This window comes from Undibacterium umbellatum, assembly GCF_014284125.1.
Taxonomy (GTDB): Bacteria; Pseudomonadota; Gammaproteobacteria; order Burkholderiales; family Burkholderiaceae_D; genus Undibacterium; species Undibacterium umbellatum.
The window spans coordinates 42,900-64,174 of record NZ_JACOFX010000006.1 but is presented as its reverse complement, the minus strand read 5'-3'; the positions used below and the strand labels follow the sequence as shown (position 1 = coordinate 64,174).

The window sequence follows — 21,275 nt, the reverse complement described above, 5'->3', positions numbered from 1 at the left end:
TTCTTAACCTGCAAACCGTTACTTTCATTACAGTTGAGCCTTTTTCAATCCAGCCAGATCTGCCACTATGCTCGGCAACAGTGCAGCCCGCCTGCTCGGACTGGCTGCGGACAAATATTGTTCCCTGTCATAGTACTGCGCCATCACAGGTGCATTGCCAGCCAACTTAACCCAAGGCTGCATTAACTCCGTATAAATATGGATGTCTGGCGGTAAATAATCTGGTTGATCCAGGGTACCGACACGCACAAATCGCAATAATGGGCCAGCACCAGCATAATTACTCCAGATGGCACACGACATGCAGGGCAAAGGGCAAACAATTGTCCCTTGCCGCTCGCTGAGGCTATATCCACCATCTATGGTTCTGCTCCAAGATTCTGCAGGCGGTCTGCTTCTATTATCGCATTCAGTACAAAGGCCGCGCCACTACCATGCTGACACCAACGGCAATCGCAGCAATGCACAATCATTGGCTCACATAACATGCGATAACGGAGTCATCCGCAATCACAACCGCCTTCAAGTGAAAAGATGGATGCAAGCACCATTTTGCATCTCCTGTTTGTGCCAGGTTTGATCCAGAATATGAGTTACAAATGCAAGCCAAAACGGCCCAGGCCAAGAATACCAATGAGGCCGATGGCAATAAGATAAAGTGCAACGATGAAACTAACGAGTTTAGGTTTGATCAGGATGCAGATGCCAGCAACCAGAGCGAGAATGGGCATGAGAGTAAGGTGTATGTTCATGTATGGTTATTTATGGTTGCGCAAGATAATGACAAATGGCAATGCTTCCTGCCATGCAAACCATATAGTTCCACATAGCCATATTATGTTCAAGTCTCGGACAGATGTTTTTTGACATCTGAGCTTGACTGCCGCAAACCAGATAAAACATGCTTATTTACTCAGCACTTCTTCGACAATTTTTTGAATTTCCCCAGATTTTTTCATATCAATCAAAATTTGGTTCAGTGCACGCATGAAGTCAACCTTATAAGGATAACGTCCATTGTCACGATTGGTGTATCCCAGATAAGCCTGCTCCTGATTGATGACAGCTGCTTCAACGATGGCCTGCCTGGAGTCAGCATACACACCGTCTGCCTTGATGCGCTCTATCTCCCACAAGATGGAAAGGCGGTCATTGACATAGCAGTCTATGCGCCCCAACAAAAGCTTGAGTATGTTTGAACGATTGCTGGGTGCCTGGTCTTCATACATCTTGCCATCCTTGACGGCTTTTTTATACTTGTCGCCACCTATGTTAAATCCTGCATTGACACCCACTTTCAATCCATGGAAATCGTCTGGCCATACTGCCGGGTGCTTTCTGCCTTTCATTGAGTTTTCACTGCAAAACGCCACAACCTGCTCAACCAGTACTGGCTCGGAAATAGTAAGGTAAGGACGCTCCAGAGGTCGATTATAGGGAGGAAAAAGAGCCAGCCCCTGGCCGGTTTCCATGAGCATCAGCCCACGCTTCCAGGACACAGGTTTAATGTGCACCTTGTAAGCTTGCATACGCTCAAAAGCCTTACTAAAGATTGCTGGATAAATGCCTCCAGCCTCACCATTCTCCTTATATGAATATGGAGGATAGGATTCATCAGCATAAATGCTGACCTCAATGATCTCCGCCGCTGATGCTGGGAAACCCAAAGCTAACAGCAATAACAATAAGGCTTTCATGATCTTGTTCTTCATCTTGAATGGAAACCTGTTTTGCGGTTTTTCTCTACTTAGTCTAGGCAGCAAGAACTGCACATTCAAGACAAAGATCGCACAACACCAATAAAAAGCATCTTGTTATACATCACTCACGCTATTTTCTGTTATCTTATTGACTTGCTATTTCATCTAGAATTTTCACCGGAAAACCTATGACGACCAATACGAACGTGCAAGGAATCGACGTATCCCATTATCAGGGAAGCGTGAACTGGGCCGCGGTGAAGAATGATGGCATAGGCTTTGCCTTTGCCAAAGCCACTGACGGCAACACCTATGCCGACCCGCAGTTCCAGACCAATTGGGCAGACATGAAGGCGGCTGGTCTGCTGCGTGGCGCTTATCACTTCTATGAAAGCAACGACGACCCGGTATCACAAGCAAACAATTTCATCAAGGCAGTAGGCAGTCTGGCTGTAGGCGACTTGCCTCCAGTGATTGATATTGAAGCTTACAAGGGTGACTTTGGCGGCGTGCCGCTGGCAGCGAATGTGCAGACCTGGCTCAATATCGTGGAACAAGCATTGGGACGCACTCCCATGATTTATACCGGTCCTTCTTTCTGGAATCAGTATATGAACAGTTCTTTCTCCAGATATGCCTTGTGGGTTGCACAATATGGCGTTGCACAGCCGAAACTGCCAAATGGATGGAACAAATGGACTTTCTGGCAAAATTCTGAATCAGGTACTGTTGCTGGCGTGAGCGGCAGTGTCGATACTGATATCTTCGCGGGTTCCATGGCGGATTTGCTGGCCCTGGCTGCTCACAAGTAAAGCATTAAGCGAAGAAGGCGGCAGTATAGACACATCCAACTAGCATGCTCCTCGCCTTGCTCAAGAAAATTCCTGCATCTTGTAGACGTTTTTCATGCCTTCTATCGCCTCCATGATTTTTTGACGCAGCTCTGGAGGCTCCAGCACTTCTGCGTCATTACCGAAGCGCAAAATTTCGGCGCAAGCCACCGTCAGGGACCCGACTGGCATGGTAACTACAGACCAGCCATCAGCATCAGGCTCGCTTGACAACTGCATTTCAGAAAATACGTAGGGAGATAAATAAGTTTCCCGCCATTTCACACCTCTTGGTGAAAGGCGCACTGTTGCTGTATTTGTGTGCATGTCCTGCTCCAGCCTTGCTGTTGATTTATGCCAGTAGGCTGCCAGGTCAAATGGGCCTGGTCTCTGAAAATGCTGATCAAGTACAGAGATTTCTTGTATCCGCGAAATTCTGTAGGTGCGTGGTATCTCATCCACCTGCCCCACCAGATACCAGGAACCGCCTTTCATGACCATGCCCAAAGGCTCAAGTATGCGTTCCTTGGTACCTTTCCAGCTCTGGTAACGTATCTGTATTCGTTTTTGCTCCCAGACGGCATCCGCCACCATGGGCAAATACTGTGGCTGTTCTGCCCGCGCATACCAGCTAGGCGCATCAAGGTGAAAGCGGGAACGCATTTCCAGCGCCCCTTCACGCAATGAGGCGGGCATGGCTGACAACAATTTGTTTTGCGCTGCCATCATGACTGAACCCAGCCCCATGTCGGTTGCCGCACCGGCCAGCCCGCTCATGAGCAAGGCCTCCGCCTCCTTGGCCGACAAGCCATTCAATTGGGTGCGGTAACCATCCAGCAAGCGATAACCTCCGCCTGAACCACGTTCGCTATAAATGGGGATTCCCGCCTCACTCATGGCGTCGATATCACGATAGATAGTGCGCAAATTGACCGCACACTGTTCAGCCAGCTCGGGCGCAGTAGCAAAACCACGCGCTTGCAGGATAGTCAGGATGGAGATAAGTCGGCTGGCGCGCATGGTTGGAATAAGCCTTTTTGCATTAATTTTTAAATATGAATGAATATTAAACCAACCTGACAAAAGATGTCAGGTATGAAGGCATATTCTTATATCAACGGGCTGGCAATTCTGCCACCTCGATTAAAAAGAAAGGTCTTATCATGAGCAATGCAGACAACATCACCCTGTTCTACGCCCCACAAACACGCGCTACCGGCGCTTTGATTTTGCTGGAAGAATTAGGGGCGCCCTATCAATTGCATGTCTTGAACATGAAAGCCGGAGAGCAAAGACAAAGCGCCTACCTTGCCATCAATCCCATGGGCAAAGTGCCTGCATTACAGCATCGTGGTGAGCTCATTACCGAACAAGTTGCAGTGTACTTATATCTGGCAGACCTGTTCCCGCAGGCAGGCCTGACGCCCGCACTGGATAGCCAATTGCGCGGCCCTTATCTGCGCTGGATGGCATACTATGCGGCATGCTATGAGCCTGCGCTGGTAGACAAGTTTGCACAACATCCGCCAGCAGCGCCTTCGATGTGCCCTTACAGTGATTTTGACACCATGCTGGGTATCATCAAGGCGCAACTGGAAAAAGGGCCATATTTACTGGGTGAGCATTTCACTGCAGCCGATGTGCTCTGGGGCAATGCCTTGCGCTGGGGTACCATGTTCAAGCTGGTGCCTGAATCACCTGTCGTAATGAATTACATTGAACGTGTCTGCAGCCGTCCGGCTTTTGTCAAAGCCGATGCCATTGATGCTGCCTGGGCGGCAGAACATGAGCGCATCGTCAGTGAATCCAAGCCTGAAGACAAGGCTGCCTGATTAGGCCAACCTGATTGAGTCGGCCTTAATACGCCAACAAAACAGTACCTATGGCCCGGATGCCCATCCGGGCCATATCCGGGCCAAATCATGTATGGGTAGTGCATCCCAGAATTTTTACTTCTTCGCTTTCAGATTTCCCCTCCTGAAACATGCCTTGCAAGTCCACAAAAAAATATTGCAACAATACAAATTCCCAAGTTTATACATGGCACAATTGCCAGTTTAAGTCTTCACCTGCACGCTTACAGAAAATTACCAATTAGACAGCCGCAAACGATTGTCTTGCGGGCTTGCTTTGGATAGTATCCGTGCAATAAAAAAGCCAGACCCCTGAGGGAGAATTCATGCGTCGTATTTGGATCGTCACCGGCACTGTTATTACAGTTGCCGCCGCTGCTGTTGCCTACCAGTTGAGCAAACACTGGAAGGATTATCACTATGTTGGCACCCGCCTCATGGTGGATATCTCACAACCGGATGCCTTGATACGCACCACCAGCTTATCCAGACTGCCACGTGATTTGCTGCAAGTGCCTATCGCAAAAGATGTATTGACTGAAGACCTGGCCTTTTACTACGAGCAAAATGAAGACCGTCTGGGTTTGAACGGTACAGTCAAACGTATTGCCTACGAGCATGATCTGGATTGGCAAGACAAGCTGTATGCCAGCATTTTCAATGAACCTGCAGAAGTAGCCTTCTGGCGCGATGGCAAAGGTGCCTTGCGTCACTATGCTGTTGTCATGCGCATGGGCCTGTTCAATAAAGCCCTGCAGGAAGCCGCCAAGGTCGCTATGAAAGATGGCCAGTTGAAACTGGCAGGCGACATCAGCACCAGTAATGGCAAAGCCCAGATCATGGCAATGGAAGTGAATCCACGCCGCACCTTGTTGCTGATCAGTCAGGGTGATCGCCTGGTGGTGCTGTCTGACCCGGGTCTTTTGTTCGACGACAGCAATGGCATCGTGTCGGAAGCGCGTGCGGCTGTTGCCAAGTGGCTGGAACATGATGGTGCACTGTCGCTGCAATTTGATCTCGACAATATCGCCCCTGCACCAGCTCAGGCTGCCGGCACGGCAAAACATACTATGGCGATCGGTGCACCGACCATGGCCCTGGGTTACGGCGCTTTTGTATCCGGCTTCAAAGGTATGCGCTTTGACTTTGGTGGCAACTGGTCAACCTCGGTCTGGCTGGATGCAAAAAAGACGACTTCAGCACAGTTACTTGATCCAGCCCTGTGGACTGCCGCACCGGCCAACCCCAGCGCTTGCATAGTCGTGCCAATTGACTGGAGCATGGTCAATACCGTATTGAAAGAAGCTGATGCCAAGCCCAAGCTGCCAGATCAGGCATTGGCACCGCTATCTGGCCCTGGCCTCGCGTGCTGGTACCGCGAATCGAATTTGTATTCCCCGGTGTTTATCACCAAACTGCCACTGAACACTGCCAATCGCGACGCCACCTTGCAAGCCATGGCGACCTGGGCCATAGCCAGCGGTGAACAGGCAGCACCAGGCAAGGGTACCACCAAGGCCAAGTCTGACCAGAAATTGTGGCGCAATACCAAAAGCATGGCTACGTTGGCAGCCAGTGGCGACTTTGTCGTATTTTCTCCAGATGGCAGCCTGGTTGAAAAAGTGGTGGATACCATCGCCCGCAGCAACCCCAGCGTGGCTGACCAGACATCTGGCGCGCAAAGCACCCTGGGCCTGATCACACCACGCCCTTTGTCAGAAATGGCACAGCGCGAAATTTATGCTGCACTGGCAAAACCAGAAGATGCCAATTTCCTGGAAGCTGCAAAGACACATCTGCCTGCCCGCATGAAAGCCCTGGCGACTTACCCGCCAATCCGTCTAGAACTGAGCAAGACCCAGGCCAGTGGCAAAGCCTGGCAAAAAGTTGAATGGATCAGCAAGGAGAAATCCAATTGAAACGCCGGCACGTACTAAGCGGCATGCTTGCCTCCAGCGCCATGCTCGGCTGGCACAGGCTGGCGCTGGCTAACAAAGTCACGTCACCAACGGTGCCGTTGCCCGCTGTAAATTCTGGCAAAGTTGGGGCAACTTCCTCGCCAGCCGTCGCTGCACCTACATTGACGCCAGCCCAGTCGCGCAGTTGCCGCGCCTGGATGACACGCATCATTGCCGCCCAATTGACTGCCGGACCGACACCACGCTGGCAACAACGTGACTGTGTAGGTCTGGTGCGTTTTGCGGTGGCCGAATCCCTGCGAGAGCATGATGAAAAATGGAAGCGGGCAAATGGCATGCTGGGCACTGCCCTGCCGCCAGAGATAGCCCTTGATCAAAATACGCAATCAGTGCGCCATCAATGGCGGCTGGCTGACGGTACGGTCTCGGCCTATGTCAGCGCTATAGAAATGGTGCAAGAGAATGCACGGTTTCGCGGCAAGGACTGCAACCTGGCAGCACCTGGCGATTTGCTATTCTATGACCAGGGCGATGCCCAGCATCTGATGGTGTGGATGAATTCTTACATCGCCTATCACACTGGCACAGTCACGCCTAGTGACAATGGTCTGCGCGCCGTCAAGCTGCGCGACTTGCAAGCATGGCGCGATACGCGCTGGCACCCTACTCAAGATAATCCCAATTTTGCTGGCGTGTATCGCCTCAATTTCTTGTCCGCCTGAAAGCGCCCAATGAAAGCCAAACTCAAACAATCCCGTTATTTCACTTTACTGACAGCGCTGTGCGCGATGTTGCTATTCATGCCTGCGCTGGCACAGGATGGCGGCTCGTCCTTCTTCCTGCTCAGTGACGCAGCCTATGGCTCTGGCGACAATGCCATGGTGCGACTGGAAGCCCAGGACATGGGGCAGATTTCTGAACTCGGCGGTGTTGACGTGTATGTCTATAAAGTCAAAGACCCGCTGGAATTCTTGAAGGCGCAAAAGAATTTGCACCGCATAGATGCCAAAGGCAATTACAAGGGTAAAGGCATATCTGATGCGCTGGCGCGTACCTGGGATAACTGGTGGGATGCTTCACGCCGTATGTGGCGCAAGCTGTTTTCATCCGACGCCAGGAAAGCCGTGACTTCGCAAGTACCTGAAGTACGCCTGCACCCGCTGGTAAAAGCGCCGACACCACAGCAAATGAACCCGCTGTACCAGCCGCTGAAGGCTCATACCCTGGTCGATAGCTTCCGCTACCCTGTGCATATCGCCCAAGCGATACAACCGCCCAAAGGCGTCAAACTCGACGGTAGCAGCAGTGAATTCATCGTGTCACCAAAAGGTAATGTGCTGATACCGTTGGGTAAAAAAGAACCTGGCCTGTATCTGGTGGAAGCCATGGTGGGCAGCTATCGCGCTGTGACTTTAGTATTTATCTCTGACTCTATCGCTGTGACCAAGGTATCCAGTAAACAAATGCTGGTCTGGGTGGCTGACCGCCGCACTAGCCAGCCAGTGTCTGATGCCAAGACAGTATGGACTGATGGCGCAGGCATCCTGAGTACAGGTGCGACAGATGCCAGCGGTATCGTCAATTTTGAACGTGATGCACCTGAAAAGACTTATGTCTATGGTGAAGACAGCAAAGGCGGCGTGTTTGTCGCTGAAAATTATTATTACGATAGTGAAATCTATAACACCAAACTGTATGCAGTGACTGATCGTCCCTTGTACCGTCCTGGTGAAACCGTGTACGTGAAATTCCTCGGCCGTACCTTTGTATCAGCCCGCGAATCCACTGCCATCACCGCAGGTGAATTGAAGTTGCAGGTATTTGATGCAAATGGTTTCCCGGTGGCAGCACAGACCCTGCAAATGACACCGCAGTCTGGTGGGGATACGGTATTCCAGTTGCCCGACAATGCCGTCGCTGGTGGTTATGAATTGCGTTTCAGCTACAAGGGCAATAGCTATGGCGCTGCTTTCCGTGTGGCTGAGTATCAAAAGCCGCATTTTGAAATCAATGTTTTCCCTGGCAAGAAGGATTACAAAACCAATGAAGAAATAAAGGGCAAGTTGCAACTGGTGTACCCCGATGGCAAACCAGTGGTCAATGCCAAGGCAGACCTGACAGTACGCGCCCAGCGCCTGACCATCGTTGAAGGTGATCTGGGCTACGCTGGCCAGTTCCCGGTACAGATGAGCACGACGACGTTTACGACCGATAGCAGTGGTTTTGTGGATTTCAAGCTGCCTGCTGCGACTGAACCCAGCCGCTATATTTTGTCGGTACTGGCAACAGATGGCGCTGCGTACCGCGTACGTTCTACCAAAGAGATACTGGTAGAACGCAGCGCTGGCACTTTTAGCCTGAAGGCAGAACGCGCCTTCTCTGCCGTAGGCGAAAACATGAACTTTGCCCTGACTGCCCTGCCCGTACCTGGCAATACCGTCAGCACAGTCAGTGCCCCGGCAACATGGGACTGGGTAAGACTGGAAAACCAGAAAAAATCCAACGGCAAGCTCGCCAACGCCAGCAAGTTAACATTGGCCTTTGCTGAACCTGGCACCTATACCCTGTCTGTGCGTGATGCAGCAGGCAATATTCTGGGTGCGACGTCGCATTATGTCAGCGGTGCTGGCGTCAGTGCGCCGCAAGGTTCTATAGAAATGGTGTTCGACAAGACCAGCTACAAGCCAGGTGAAACTGCCAGTGCGCTGATCACCTTCCCACAGCAAGTCGATCAGGCGCTATTTACACTGGAACGTGACAAGGTAGAAAAAACCGCCCTGATGAGCAATGCCAGTGGCTGGCTTAGCGCTAAACGTTTGTCACCGATGCAGTGGAAAGTTGAAATCCCTGTGCAAGATACGTACGGCCCCAACATCACCCTATCTGTGGTGTATGTCAAAGGTGCTGATTATGTTTTCCAGAACCTGGGTTTAAAAGTAGAACAGCCGCGCATCAACGTCGCCGTCAAAGCCGACAAGGCCGTCTACGCACCAGGCGACAAAGTCACCCTGGACCTGACAGCCATGGTCGACGGCAAGCCAGCCGCGGGCAGCCAGTTGACCGTGGGTGTGGTCGATGAAATGATCTATGTGCTGCAGCCTGAAATTGCACCAGACATTTCTGATTTTTTCTATCACCCGCGCCGCAATAATGTACGCACCTCTGCCAGCCTGAGTTTTATCGCCTATGACCTGGCAGTGCCGCCATCCAAGCTGGCTTTGCCTGCCAACGGGCAAACCCATGAACGTGCCATCAAGGTATTGGAAAGACCACGCCGTGAAGACAAGGACACCGCTCTGTGGCAACCGAATGTCACGACGGACGCCGCAGGCCGCGCCCGCCTGACTTTCACCATGCCAGACTCCCTGACACGCTGGCGCATTACCGTGCGTGCGACGGAAGCGGGCGGCAATGTAGGCCAGAACATCGCTTACGTGCGTTCAGATAAAGACTTCTATGTAAAATGGACCAGCCCGAACTGGATGCGTGTGCAGGATGCACCGAATGCCAGCGTTGCCATCTTTAATCAAGGCAACCAGGATGCCAGTGCCAGCCTGAACATCACTGGCTCCGGCGTCAACAAGCAAGAAAGCCTGAAGCTGAAACCGGGAGCGAATTTTATCTCCGTACCTTTGAAAGCCAATGGTCTCGACAACAAGATAGACCTGTCCCTGGCCGTAGGCGGCAAAACTGTCGACGCGCTGAATGTGCCACTGAAGATCATCCCTGTGCACTGGCTCAGCCAGCGCTCGGTCAGTGTGCCCGTGACTGGTAAGGAAACAGTCTTGAAACTGCCACCTGATGCCAGCAACCTGCAATTGCAATTTGCTGACAGTGCCAGCACGCAGTTCCGCCGTTTGATGGATGATTTGATCGACTATCCATATGGTTGTGTTGAGCAAACTTCCAGCCGCCTCATCCCTTACAGCCTGGCCTTGCAATCAACCTTGCCTAGTGAAGAGAGACTGACAGCACAACTCACGCAAAGGCTGTATAGCTACCGCTTCCGTCTGGCGCAAATGGCCGGGCCAAATGCGACTTTTGGCTGGTGGAGTGTGCCAGAAAAAGATGGCGATGCCCTGCTGACCACCTATGCCTACTATGCAGATTGGCATGCCAGTCGCGCCTTGAAACTGTCACTACCAGAAGGCCACTTTGACAAGCTCAATGATGTCTACCGCAAGGATGGTGTCAAGCAATCACACTGGCAACGCGCCCTGATGCTTTACTGGATGCAGGACATGGGTTTGCCGATACGCTCCATGGCAGAAGCCCTGAGTGAAGAACTCGGTGCCAAAGGGGCATTTGCAAAACCTGTCGTGATCACTCCACGCTCAGGCATGAACAGCATGATCTTTGCCAATAAGGATGACGATGTTCAACATGCCATGAGCACTTTGCTGGCGGCCTACGTAGTTCAGCAAAGCAAAGGAAATCTGACTAGTGTTACGACAGCAGCCCTGCCAGAAGCTGCAGTCCGCGTGCACCAGGCGGACCTGCCTTTGGGTGAAGCCTTGCTGATACTGACAGGTAAACGCCCGGCCAGTGATGCTGCTGCCGTACTGGAACGTGTCAGGTCAGAATCGCCAACTATTGATCGCGCATTGAGTCTGTTGTGGACTTATCGCGCCATGGGTGGAAAATCAGGTACTAATGATCCCCTGCTGCGCAATAACATGGCCAAGGTCGAACTGGAAGCTGGCTGGCAAGCGCGCGAAACCATCACAGGTCAAAGCGTGTACCGCTGGAATACTACCGCCGCAACGCCAACACCAACGGTCATCAAAATGGCATCGACGCCAAGTGCTGGCATGATGGCGATTGCCCAGTTTGACAGCCGTGAACCGGAAAAATCCAGTTTACCTGTGAAAGTGGAGCGCCGCATTTACCGTCTGGTACCAGAAGCACTACCAACGCCAAGCAGTGCCAGCAAACCTGCTGTCAATCCAGCCACAGGTGCACCTGTGCAGCCAGTTGCAGGTAAAGCAGGTTTCAAGCTGGAATTATTGGGTGACGGTGCTGCACTGAAGACAGATGAAGTCTATCTCGATGAAGTGGTACTCACCCGCACATCCGGCCCTGAACTGAACTTTGGCATTGTTGAAGTACCTTTGCCACCTGGTACCTCAGCTGACCGCTCCACTTGGGGTATCAGCCTGCGTTATCCAGGCGGCAAAGATATGGAAGCCATGGAACGTGCACGCTATGAACAAACTCCACGCGGCTATGCCGTGCCAGTGGATGCACTCGATGGCCAGGTCGTGATACGTCATCTGGTGCGTGCGGCGCAAACCGGCAAGTTCGCCCTGCCGCCTGTTCGCTACTACCGCATGTATCAGCCAGAGCAAAAAGCCTTTGAGGACAAGTCACGTGCGTTTATGGAAATCCGCTGATCCTGCCCGTAAAGCGATCAGCACCATCATGCTTGCCAGCGCGACCGTAGTCGCGCTGGCTGGATCTGCGCAAGTTGCTTATGCAGCAGATGCAGCCAGTACAGCAACAGTCGCCTGGCTGCGTGACGGCCAGGTGGAAGTGCGCTCTCTAAATTCTCAAGACAGCAAATTCACAGAACAAAAGATACCCCTCGGTAGTTTGTGGAAGTTATTTGTCTATGCATACCTGCAAGACAATCACATTCAGGAAGCCGCATATACCTGCACAAACAAAAAAGATTTGCGAGAGAACTTTCGTGAAAAACAGGAAAAAAATGAAGACTTGTATTGTTGTGAACCAGGTGAACAGGTAGAACGCGACTCTGCCCTGGCACGCTCCTGCGCCCCGTATTTTTCGCCAGCGCGCCTGGGTGTCAACGACAAGGCATGGAAAAGCTACTGGCAAAGCCGCAGCGATGCCAGTTGGCTGCAACGCACAGCACAATTACAGCCAGATACCCAGATAAGCGTAAAAGAACTATTGGAAACCCTGAACAAATTTTCCCCGCAAGCCCGCGCCGCTGCCCGCACAGCCTTGCTGGAAACCGCTGTACAGGGCTATGGCCGCGAAGCCTGGGCGCAACTGGGTACAGGCATACGCTACAAAACCTATTCCTGGCATTTACCCGACAACAGTGCCTTTGGTGGTGCAGCCGGCTGGCTGGCCGATGGCACGCCATTCTGGTTTGGAGCCCGTGGCTCCAGCCGGTCTACTCTCACGACCTGGGCCAGTGCGCTGGCAACTACCCTGCCTGCACCGCGCTGGGCAGGCATCAATCATATGGACAACGTCGGTGACGAAGCGCATTGCGTGGATGTGGATTTTTTTGCGCGTTATCCATTGCGCGAAGTATTGTCTACATCCGCAGCAAGTGCTCCAGCGCGTGCTGGAACACTGTCTGGCAAATACAAACTGCAATTCGCCAACGGCAATAGCCTGGACATCAATAGCAATGGCAGCCTGATGTTGCAACGCTCTCCAGGCATGGCACCGCAAGTCACCGGCCGTTTCGCCGTCAATGATTACGTCGCGCGCGTGATAGACCGTGAAGGCGATGCCAGCAATATACACACCGCCCGCAGCCTGGCGATTGCGGCGCGTACCTATCTGGTACAAAACGCTACTCTTGATCACGGCTGCTGGCGCATTGCCGATACGACTACCCGTCAACGCGTCAGCGCCAATGCGCCCACCGATGCGGCCATGGCTGCGGCCTGGTTCACTGATGACCTGATACTGCAGGGGGCAAACGTACGCTATCACAACGACAGTGCGGGCGCCAACCGCATGTCTTTAAAGGAAGCAACCAGGCAGGCAAATCAGGGCTGGAATTTTGAACGCATTTTAGCCACCAGTTATCCGCAAGCCAGCATCGCCAGCTTCAATGGCAAATCTGATTGCAAGCCGCTGGCAGCAGCACAGACCTGGCTAAGCAAGGCCAGCAGCAAATGGCAAAAAGTACTGAGTCGGGAGCCCGGCTTTGAAAGCCCGGACACACCACCTACAGTCTGTTCGCTGGCAAGCGGCAACCCCTATTCAGACCAAAAGCGCATGCGCATCTACGTACGTGGATGGCGCAGCTTGGACGAGCGCATCACTCTCGCCCATGAATACCTGCACCTGGCTTTACGGTTTCATCCGAACGGCGCCAATGAAGACTATGTAGAAAAACTGGCACGACGTCTCATAGAAGGATCAACATGATCAAGTTTTACCCAAACCGAATTATTGTTTGCATGGTCAACAGCCTGCTTGCTGCCTTGCCTTTCTGTGCGATGGCAGACACCAGCGTAGAACTGCCACGTGGCGGCTGGCGCAATAGTGGCGGCGAAGCCGCAGGTTTTAAACAGCCTGTGCATTACCCTGCGGTGTCAGTCAATGCTGAAGGCCAGAATGAAATGGCACTCATCAAGGGGCGAATCAGTACCAGCAACAAGAAAAAACCAGGCAAGCTCATCGTCAATGGTGCTGCGATGCCCTTATCCATAGGCGAAGGTGGTGAATTTTCCCGCCCTTACTCATTCAGCTCAGGTTCCAATAATGTAGAAGTGCGTAGCCCCGATGGTAGTGAAGTCAAACGCGTACAATTTTTTGACACCAACACCAGTCGCCCGAATGCCCGCCTGCGCGTGGTATTGTCCTGGGACAGCGATGGCACTGACCTGGACTTGCATGTTGTATCACCTGATGGTCAGCATGTGTTTTATGGTAACCGTGTGGTACAAAATGGTGGCGCACTGGACGTCGATGTTACCACTGGCTATGGACCGGAAATCTATGCCAACACTGCCCCTCCCAAGGGTAGCTATCATGTCTATGTGAATTATTACGGCAGTGGGGGCGATGAAAAAAATCTGACTATCGCCAGGGTTGCCATCATCAGCCAGGAAGGCACACTGTCAGAAAAACAGCAAAGCTTTCAGGTGCCATTGCGCAAACCCGGCGAACTGACGCTGGTTAAATCCTTTACCTATCCATGATGATCATGCAAACGATAATGAAACCGTCCCTGCTGGCATGCACCCTCTTCATCGCTGCCGCCAATTGTGGTGCTGAAGACAAACCCACCATCAACAGTCCGCGTGGTGGCTGGAATTATGGCGGTCTGACCGACAAATCCGGTGATACACGTGCTTCCTATCCCTTGCCTCCGATAGACCGTGGCACGCAAAAAAACCGCACTCTCATTGAAGGTCATATCCTTGAGGCGGGCAAACAAAGGAAACACACCCTCATCGTCAATGGCAACCCCATGGTGCTCAATTACGGCACTGACGGCCGCTATGAACGCCATTACGCCTTTGGCAGCGGTTCCAACAATATAGAAATCAAGGGACCAGACGGCAAGAGCCTGCAACGCGTGCAATATTACGAAGCCAATACCCAGCAACTGTCACCACAGTTACGCGTCATCTGTTCGTGGGATGCTCCTGAGGCAGAGGTTGACCTGCACATCATTACACCGGATGGCCAGCATGCCTTTTTTGCTGCCCCCATACTGAACGGCGGCGGAGGACTGGATGTAGACAGCGTTGATGGAGCAGGTCCAGAAATGTTCACCACCATCGCGCCCAAGCATGGTGCCTACCATGTCTTCGTCAACTACTGGGGTAACTATGGTGCAGGCGGATATAACTTTGATGAAGGTCAGCGCAAGCAACCTATCATCACCACCCGCGTGACCCTGGTGTTTTATGAAAATACAGCAAAGGAAAAACGCGAAAGCTTTGTCATCCCGCTACGCAAGATCGGGGATTTGAATTTGGTAAAGTCGTTTATGTTTTAAAATGAATGACTTTATTAAAAAAACCGCAATTCCTTCTGGTTGCACTCTTGCAAGATACATGTTGATCTGCAATTCCTGAAAAATTGCGCCCTCTGAGAAATAACGCAACAAAACCCTCCATATTGACCAGGTAAATTGACCTATCCTTGCAACTTTTACTTAAAGCGAATTCAAGGTAATTACCGTGAAAGTGTATACCGAAGTCCGTCGGTTGCTCTATCGAGAACGACTATTCCCTCAAACCGATTCCCAGCAACTGCGCTGCTTCCTTGAGTTTTTCCAGCGCTTCTTCAAATTCATATTTGCTGATATGTTTGCTGATCTGATTGGCTTGATTGGCCAGGTCAAGCTGGCGTAGCTCGCCTAAAATATGAGTAGCGAGTTTATCTGCACGCGCATCGTCATCAGCAAGCAGCTCTGCGAGTTGTTGTAACTGTATGGCGAGCGCCGCCATATCCACAGTTTCTGCTATTGCTACTTTAGGTATAGTACCCGCTATATTGTCAGGCAAAGCTAGTTCAATGTGTTTCAATTGGATGGCAAGCTCTTGCTCAAAGCTCGGCAGGATTACTGTCAAACTGTCTGTCTGATCATTTCGTAATGCGGTTTCCAATTCAGCAGCCAGAGATTGTATTTGGCTGGCACCAATATTCCCCGCAAGTCCCTTGATGGTATGAGTCGCCAGTATGGCCTCGCTCAAATCATCGCGCATCAAGGCCTGCCTGATATTGATGATGGTGCCTCTTTGATTGTCCGCGAAGCGCTGTATGAGTTTTAAAAGTAGCGCATGGTTCCCGCCGAGACGTTGCAAGGCTGAGTCCAGATTTAATCCAGCAATGACTGGCAGCTTGATGTCAGGCCCCAGCACTTCCTGAGAAGCAGACGATCCAACATCTGGGACGGATACTTTTTGGGTCACCCAACGAGCCAAAGTTATAAACAATTGATTCACATCGATAGGTTTGGCGATATGATCATTCATGCCTGCGTCCAGGCAAAGCTCTTTGTCACCGCTCATTGCGTTTGCGGTCATAGCAATAATGGGCAGCTTCGCAAACCTCTGCATTCCGCGTATTTGACGAGTGGCCGAAAAACCGTCCATGACCGGCATCTGGCAATCCATAAGGACACCATCATAGTCGTGAATTTCTATCATGGAGATGGCCTCGAGGCCATTATTAGCAATGTCAACTTTTATCCCCGCATTTTGCAAAAGCTCCGTTGCTAGTTCCTGATTGACACTGTTATCTTCAACCAAGAGCAAATAGGCACCTTGCATTTTTTCTTCAGCTTCGTTGCTTGCTGCATGGCGCTGCTGCCTGCGTCCAGGGTTCAAAATTTCTTTTCCCAGCGACATCAGTATTGCGTCAATCAGAGAAGAAGGATTAATTGGTTTTTGTAAGATACCATCTATTCTGGTTTCCCCCGCTTCTTCCAGCAAGGCATCGATGCTATGAGCTGTTGCCATCATGAAAACAGGTATTTTTGCTAAAACCGGTATGTCACGCATTTCCCTTAATGTAAACAGCCCGTCGCGCTCAGGCATTAGCCAGTCCATTAGCACCAGACCATATGGCTGGGATTGCTCTTCTGCGTAATTTAGTTCCTCTATCGCAGCTCTGCCACTGGACACTGCGGTGGCGGAAAAGTGCTGCGACTTCAGTATTGCCAGCAAGATTTCACGGGCGCGAGCATTGTCGTCCACCAACAGGACGCGCAGGTCATGCGAGTCATGGACCGCTGTTGGTAAAACTTTCTGTTGCGCATATCGACCAAAACTGGCGGTGAAGTAAAAACAGCTGCCTGCACCCAACTGGCTACTTACACCAATCTGACCTTTCATCAATTCGACCAGGCGTCTACTGATGGTAAGACCCAGTCCGGTTCCACCATATTTGCGGGTTGTGGAGGCATCTGCTTGCGAGAATGCGTCGAAAAGCCTGGCGCATTGTTCTTGACTGAGCCCAACACCTGTATCAATGATTTCAAAGCAAAGGACTACTTGATCTGAAAAATTCTGTTCTTGGGCTTCCTGCAATTGAATGCGTACTGTAATCTCGCCTTGATCTGTGAACTTGATAGCGTTGCCAACCAGATTGAGCAAAACTTGGCCCAAGCGCAAGTCATCACCAACTAGGGACGTTGGTACGTCGGCAGCCACATCGAACAAGAGTTCCAGTCCTTTTTCCTGGGCTTTGATGACGGTTAAATCTGCCAGGTTATCAAGCACATCCTCGAGGCGAAAATCGCGCATTTCAAATTGCAGCTTGCCTGCTTCTATCTTGGAAAAATCGAGAATGTCGTTGATGATGACCATCAAATTGCGCGCTGCCGCATCGACTTTGCTGATGTAATTGCGTTGCTTGGAGTTAAGCTCAGTTTTCAGTGCGAGATGGGTCATGCCTATAATGGCATTCATTGGGGTACGGATTTCATGACTCATGTTTGCCAGGAAATCTGATTTCATGCGTGTCGCGTCTTCTGCCATGTCCTTGGCTTTGCGCATCAGTTCTGCTGCTTCACGTTCTTGCGAAACATCGTCAAACAGCCAGACCGAGCCTCGCGACAAATCTTTACTGTCAATAGCGCTACCACCCAACCTGCACCAGAATGAGCTGCCATCCTTCCGCGTCAATCTTTGGGTACTGTGATGAATCTCGCCACGCAACAAGTCTTGATAAGGACCATCCTCCGCCGCTACACCCTGATTTGACCAGATTGCTGGCGACAGCCCTAACATCTGGCCTGCCTCCCAGCCAAATAGTTGTTCAAGTTTATGGTTGGCCCTGGTTATGATATTATCCTTGATGAATGCTATGCCCAGCGTAGCTGATTCAAAAATAGCGGTTTGCTCATCATTAGTCTGACGGATATCGCGGTTAGCCTTTTTTTGATCAGTGATGTCGACCAGCCATGCCAGAATGCCAGGTTGATCTGCAAAGTCTGTCGGCAAGTAGGTCACGAGCAAATCGCGCACTGTGCGGTGCGGGCAATACATTTGCAGTTCCATGTTGCTGATCATTCCCTGGGCTAGCATCTCCTTATCTATCCTGTCACGGTCTTCTGGCAACACCAGCGACTGCGCAGATGGGTCTCCAACCTTCATATCAAGCAACTCAGTTACACGCGGATTGGCAAAGCGCACGATGCCGTCAATGCTAACCGCCACACCTACGGGAGCAGTATCAAGGATATTTTGCAAGCTGTTGTTTTGTGCATGCAATTTCCTGACCAGCATGTTGATGGTGAGGCCAATCAAGGTGGCATTAATAACCATCGTGATTAACAGTGCCAACCATAAATAGAGATGGAAATATTTGCCCCTGAACGTTGCACTCATGTCGCCATGCGCATTGAAGATAGCCTGCACATCATCGAATGCACGCCATAACAGCAGGCCTGCGGCGGCCGCTATGGGCCAAAGCAAGAGCAATCGCCTTGTCGTGCCGGAGCGTGCACGCATTTTTTGATCAGTGTCGTACAACACTTGCATAACCACCATTGATGTCGCCAACAAAACCAATACACCTGCCACATTTGGCATACCAAGCATATATATACCAAATGCTACAATCGCAACGACACCTATCACTGCATAGTCCCGCACGCCAGGGGGGGGTAAGTCATACAGTCCCCGAAGTCCAACACGAAACAGCACCGCTGCCCCCAGAAACATCACGTCAGCAAGATTAAAAGATTGATAAAATTCCACAACGCTACGATCCGAACGCAGCGACAAAGCCGCCAGATTGCCCGCCAACAGCATGATATTCGCCAGGCTGAAGTTAATTGCAGATACGCGAGAGATATTTAGTCGCCAACCTAACCAGCCCCAAGCAAGACTGGCAAGGCCCGCCAGCATGACAATGATATGTGCAAGCATTTCGAGTTCGCCTACAGGCATGCCTACCTCCTTTAAGATGTAAGGGCATTTTTCTCAAATGCCTCAACTTGCCAACTCAAGCTATGCTTGCTTTAGGCAAACGAACCGTCAGCGTTGTCGTGTTGGACTCATCAGACGTCGCCATTCTGATTTTTCCGCCCTGAGTTTGGGTAATCAATTGTGCAGAAAAAGTGCCCAGACCAGTTCCACTCTCCTTGCCCGAGGTGCTGAACTTCTCAAAAAAAGTCTCACGTATCCCTTCTGGTACTGCGCCATCATTGGTCATGATTATCGTGACCCAATCATCGGTAGATTCCAGTTCAATTTGGATGACTGTATGCGCTCTTGCGGCTTCCATCGCATTTCTCAGTAAGTTACTAAACATGGAATACGACAATATTTCATCGCCGGCGATATACAAATCTATCGGCGCAGGAGTTGCTTCGCAGTGGGAGCTGAATTGAACACTAATTTCACGGGCATTCAACTCGGAAATGACTTCATTGAGTATGCGCTGCAACAGCTTGCCTAAATCCACTTTACTAGGGTGATAGATATAACTACCCTGCTCCATCTTGTAAAGATCCAGCGAGAGATTGACCATTTTCAAGACATTGTAGGCAGACTGCTCTATATACTCGATAATTTCTTTGTGCTCGTCTGCTAACTGTGTTTCGCTTAGCAGATTGGAAGAAAAATTGATGATGCCTGCTATGGGATTCTTGAGATCATGTTGCGCAATGCGCTCAAACTCGTCACGGAGCCGAAGATTTTCTTCTAACAGCGCGTTTTGTTCTTTCAAGGCCAGACGACTTTGCCGTAAATCTTCAAACGTGTTCCGCAGACGTAACTGCGTCGCTATCCTTGCTCGCAAGATAGGTGGATCTGCCGGCTTCGAAATAAAGTCCAGTGCGCCTACAGAAAAACCTCTAGTAACATCCACCGTTTCGTTCATTGCCGTCAGAAACATGACAGGAATATCTGCTGTGGACGGATTAAGTCTGATCTGGCGGCAAACCTCAAAACCATCTAGTTCAGGCATCATCACGTCCAACAAGATCAGATCAGGTATCTTGCCTGATGCCAGTATTTTCAGCGCTCGCACGCCACTATTGGCAACCTTTACCTGATACTCGTCACTCAACAAGTCAACGAGGATATCAAGATTGTCTGGTATGTCGTCAACTACCAAAATAATGGGCTTGGTGGCAGCATTTGCGGAATGTGCTAATGAAATCTCTGCTGTTTTGGGCACCAATTGCCCCGTCGGCGGCAAGACTGCAGGAACGACTTTCCTTTGTTCCAACGAAGTCGGTCGTGGCTGCTTGATGACACGATCGAGCTTGGCTTCCAGTGCCGCTACGTTGAAAGGTTTAATGATATATTCAGATACTCCCGCCTCAAGTGCCGCCTGCACCTGAAAGCGCTCTGTTTCAGCGGTCATAATCAACACAGGCATGTCTGCCAGTTTTGGCGTGCTGCGCACTTTTCGCAAAAGGTCTATGCCTGTCATGACTGGCATATTCAAATCAGAAATCAGTACATCGATCGCCTGTACCTGCAAGATACGCCAAGCTTCGCTTCCATTGGCTGCAGTAATTATCTTGCGTATGCCTAATTGGTTGAGGCTATTGATAAGTATGCGTCGCATACCCTCCATGTCGTCCACCACCAAAAATGTAATGTCCTGTTTCATTCACGCGTCCTTTTGTGTTCGGCTACGTAATATTGTGTCTTGTCCATTTGATAGTGCTGACTAAAGTATCCTCCACTCTGGTGTATCTGACAAACATGATTTATCAGTAAAATGGCATATGTATTGAATTTTCTCCGTTTCTCAATAAGCAAGAATCTCGTTTTACGCAGGAAAGGATTTTTTACTGAATTTTCAGGAAAATGACTTCTATACAACTTGAAGACCATGTTGATGGCAACGTAACTGCTTTTACGTGGAATTTTCGGCTCAGTCGCGTTATTGATCAGAAGGCGCAATTTTTCCCGGAATGGCATATCGCCGCCTCAGACTGGGCGGTGAATCGATGACCGTCCACTTTCAGTCCAGGCTGTGCCAAACGTAAAATTCACAAAAAATCTTGGATAGGTTCACCCTTTCCGATATCGAATAAATCTGATAGCGAGTTTTTTGAAAGGTCGATTTTTATTGAGAAAAAAACTCAGCGTTTTTACACAGTCTGAGTCTTTTCTGTTCATCCTCCACCGTTACTATTTTTAATAATTTTGTCGTTATCTCAAATTGAAGCCAAACAATAGTAGTAAGACTATCGCTGGCGATATTGCTATCAATGTGAGTGTTGACTCTGATGTAGGTGATGTGATTTCCTAGTCCGTATTCGATTAGCATTGCAATCAG

General features: G+C 50.6%; 13 protein-coding genes and 1 pseudogene. 8 read left to right on the top strand and 6 right to left on the bottom strand.

All coding sequences use genetic code 11. The features are described from left to right. Positions 1-27: 27 nt before the first annotated feature. From H8L47_RS13475 to H8L47_RS13465, 3 genes and pseudogenes are all read right to left on the bottom strand, one after another. Positions 28-488: pseudogene (locus tag H8L47_RS13475) on the bottom strand (GFA family protein). A gap of 105 nt (positions 489-593) precedes the next feature. Next, positions 594-752 (bottom strand): DUF3096 domain-containing protein, encoded by a 159-nt coding sequence (locus tag H8L47_RS13470; RefSeq protein WP_186954124.1) that lies wholly within the window; start codon positions 750-752, stop codon positions 594-596. A 153-nt stretch (positions 753-905) separates the two neighbouring features. Next, positions 906-1,697 (bottom strand): substrate-binding periplasmic protein, encoded by a 792-nt coding sequence (locus H8L47_RS13465; RefSeq protein WP_222616526.1) that lies wholly within the window; start codon positions 1,695-1,697, stop codon positions 906-908. 191 nt (positions 1,698-1,888) lie between these two features. Between H8L47_RS13465 and H8L47_RS13460 the strand changes: the two genes are divergently transcribed. Next, positions 1,889-2,512, top strand: a complete 624-nt coding sequence (locus tag H8L47_RS13460) for a glycoside hydrolase family 25 protein (protein WP_186954122.1) — start codon at positions 1,889-1,891, stop codon at positions 2,510-2,512. 60 nt (positions 2,513-2,572) lie between these two features. Here H8L47_RS13460 and H8L47_RS13455 read toward each other — a convergent pair whose 3' ends face one another. Next, on the bottom strand, positions 2,573-3,550 hold the full coding sequence (locus H8L47_RS13455; protein WP_186954121.1) for a helix-turn-helix transcriptional regulator: 978 nt from the start codon (positions 3,548-3,550) through the stop codon (positions 2,573-2,575). A 143-nt stretch (positions 3,551-3,693) separates the two neighbouring features. Between H8L47_RS13455 and H8L47_RS13450 the strand changes: the two genes are divergently transcribed. From H8L47_RS13450 to H8L47_RS13420, 7 genes are all read left to right on the top strand, one after another. Continuing rightward, positions 3,694-4,362: a glutathione S-transferase family protein gene (locus H8L47_RS13450; RefSeq protein ID WP_186954120.1), complete on the top strand. Its 669-nt coding sequence runs from the start codon at positions 3,694-3,696 to the stop codon at positions 4,360-4,362. Positions 4,363-4,709: 347 nt separating this feature from the next. Continuing rightward, the gene (locus H8L47_RS13445; protein ID WP_186954119.1) at positions 4,710-6,302 is read left to right on the top strand and encodes a DUF2138 family protein; all 1,593 of its coding nucleotides are present in this window, start codon (positions 4,710-4,712) and stop codon (positions 6,300-6,302) included. Beyond that, positions 6,299-7,024 (top strand): DUF1175 family protein, encoded by a 726-nt coding sequence (locus tag H8L47_RS13440; RefSeq protein ID WP_230413731.1) that lies wholly within the window; start codon positions 6,299-6,301, stop codon positions 7,022-7,024. Before H8L47_RS13445 ends, H8L47_RS13440 begins: the two co-directional genes overlap by 4 nt. A gap of 9 nt (positions 7,025-7,033) precedes the next feature. After that, positions 7,034-11,695, top strand: coding sequence for an alpha-2-macroglobulin family protein (locus H8L47_RS13435; RefSeq protein ID WP_186954118.1), 4,662 nt, complete (start codon positions 7,034-7,036; stop codon positions 11,693-11,695). Further along, positions 11,673-13,439, top strand: a complete 1,767-nt coding sequence (locus H8L47_RS13430; RefSeq protein ID WP_186954117.1) for a DUF2300 domain-containing protein — start codon at positions 11,673-11,675, stop codon at positions 13,437-13,439. Before H8L47_RS13435 ends, H8L47_RS13430 begins: the two co-directional genes overlap by 23 nt. After that, entirely contained in the window at positions 13,436-14,215 is a 780-nt protein-coding gene (locus H8L47_RS13425; protein WP_186954116.1) for a YfaP family protein, read from the top strand. The genes H8L47_RS13430 and H8L47_RS13425 overlap by 4 nt, the downstream gene beginning before the upstream one ends. A 17-nt stretch (positions 14,216-14,232) precedes the next feature. After that, positions 14,233-15,021 carry a YfaP family protein gene (locus H8L47_RS13420; protein WP_186954115.1) on the top strand — a complete coding sequence of 263 codons (789 nt, stop codon included), beginning with the start codon at positions 14,233-14,235 and terminating at the stop codon, positions 15,019-15,021. Between the two features lie 229 nt (positions 15,022-15,250). Here H8L47_RS13420 and H8L47_RS13415 read toward each other — a convergent pair whose 3' ends face one another. Continuing rightward, on the bottom strand, positions 15,251-18,925 hold the full coding sequence (locus H8L47_RS13415) for a response regulator (RefSeq protein WP_186954114.1): 3,675 nt from the start codon (positions 18,923-18,925) through the stop codon (positions 15,251-15,253). Between the two features lie 55 nt (positions 18,926-18,980). Then, complete coding sequence (locus H8L47_RS13410; protein WP_186954113.1) at positions 18,981-20,600, bottom strand: hybrid sensor histidine kinase/response regulator; 1,620 nt, start codon at positions 20,598-20,600, stop codon at positions 18,981-18,983. Between the last annotated feature and the right edge of the window lie 675 nt (positions 20,601-21,275).

What these genes read in the sequence shown, in the direction of transcription:
- H8L47_RS13470 (WP_186954124.1), bottom strand. Translation starts at nt 752, where the DNA reads ATGAACATACACCTTACTCTCATGCCCATTCTCGCTCTGGTTGCTGGC.
- H8L47_RS13465 (WP_222616526.1), bottom strand. Translation starts at nt 1,697, where the DNA reads ATGAAAGCCTTATTGTTATTGCTGTTAGCTTTGGGTTTCCCAGCATCA.
- H8L47_RS13460 (WP_186954122.1), top strand. Translation starts at nt 1,889, where the DNA reads ATGACGACCAATACGAACGTGCAAGGAATCGACGTATCCCATTATCAG.
- H8L47_RS13455 (WP_186954121.1), bottom strand. Translation starts at nt 3,550, where the DNA reads ATGCGCGCCAGCCGACTTATCTCCATCCTGACTATCCTGCAAGCGCGT.
- H8L47_RS13450 (WP_186954120.1), top strand. Translation starts at nt 3,694, where the DNA reads ATGAGCAATGCAGACAACATCACCCTGTTCTACGCCCCACAAACACGC.
- H8L47_RS13445 (WP_186954119.1), top strand. Translation starts at nt 4,710, where the DNA reads ATGCGTCGTATTTGGATCGTCACCGGCACTGTTATTACAGTTGCCGCC.
- H8L47_RS13435 (WP_186954118.1), top strand. Translation starts at nt 7,034, where the DNA reads ATGAAAGCCAAACTCAAACAATCCCGTTATTTCACTTTACTGACAGCG.
- H8L47_RS13425 (WP_186954116.1), top strand. Translation starts at nt 13,436, where the DNA reads ATGATCAAGTTTTACCCAAACCGAATTATTGTTTGCATGGTCAACAGC.
- H8L47_RS13420 (WP_186954115.1), top strand. Translation starts at nt 14,233, where the DNA reads ATGAAACCGTCCCTGCTGGCATGCACCCTCTTCATCGCTGCCGCCAAT.
- H8L47_RS13415 (WP_186954114.1), bottom strand. Translation starts at nt 18,925, where the DNA reads ATGCCTGTAGGCGAACTCGAAATGCTTGCACATATCATTGTCATGCTG.
- H8L47_RS13410 (WP_186954113.1), bottom strand. Translation starts at nt 20,600, where the DNA reads ATGAAACAGGACATTACATTTTTGGTGGTGGACGACATGGAGGGTATG.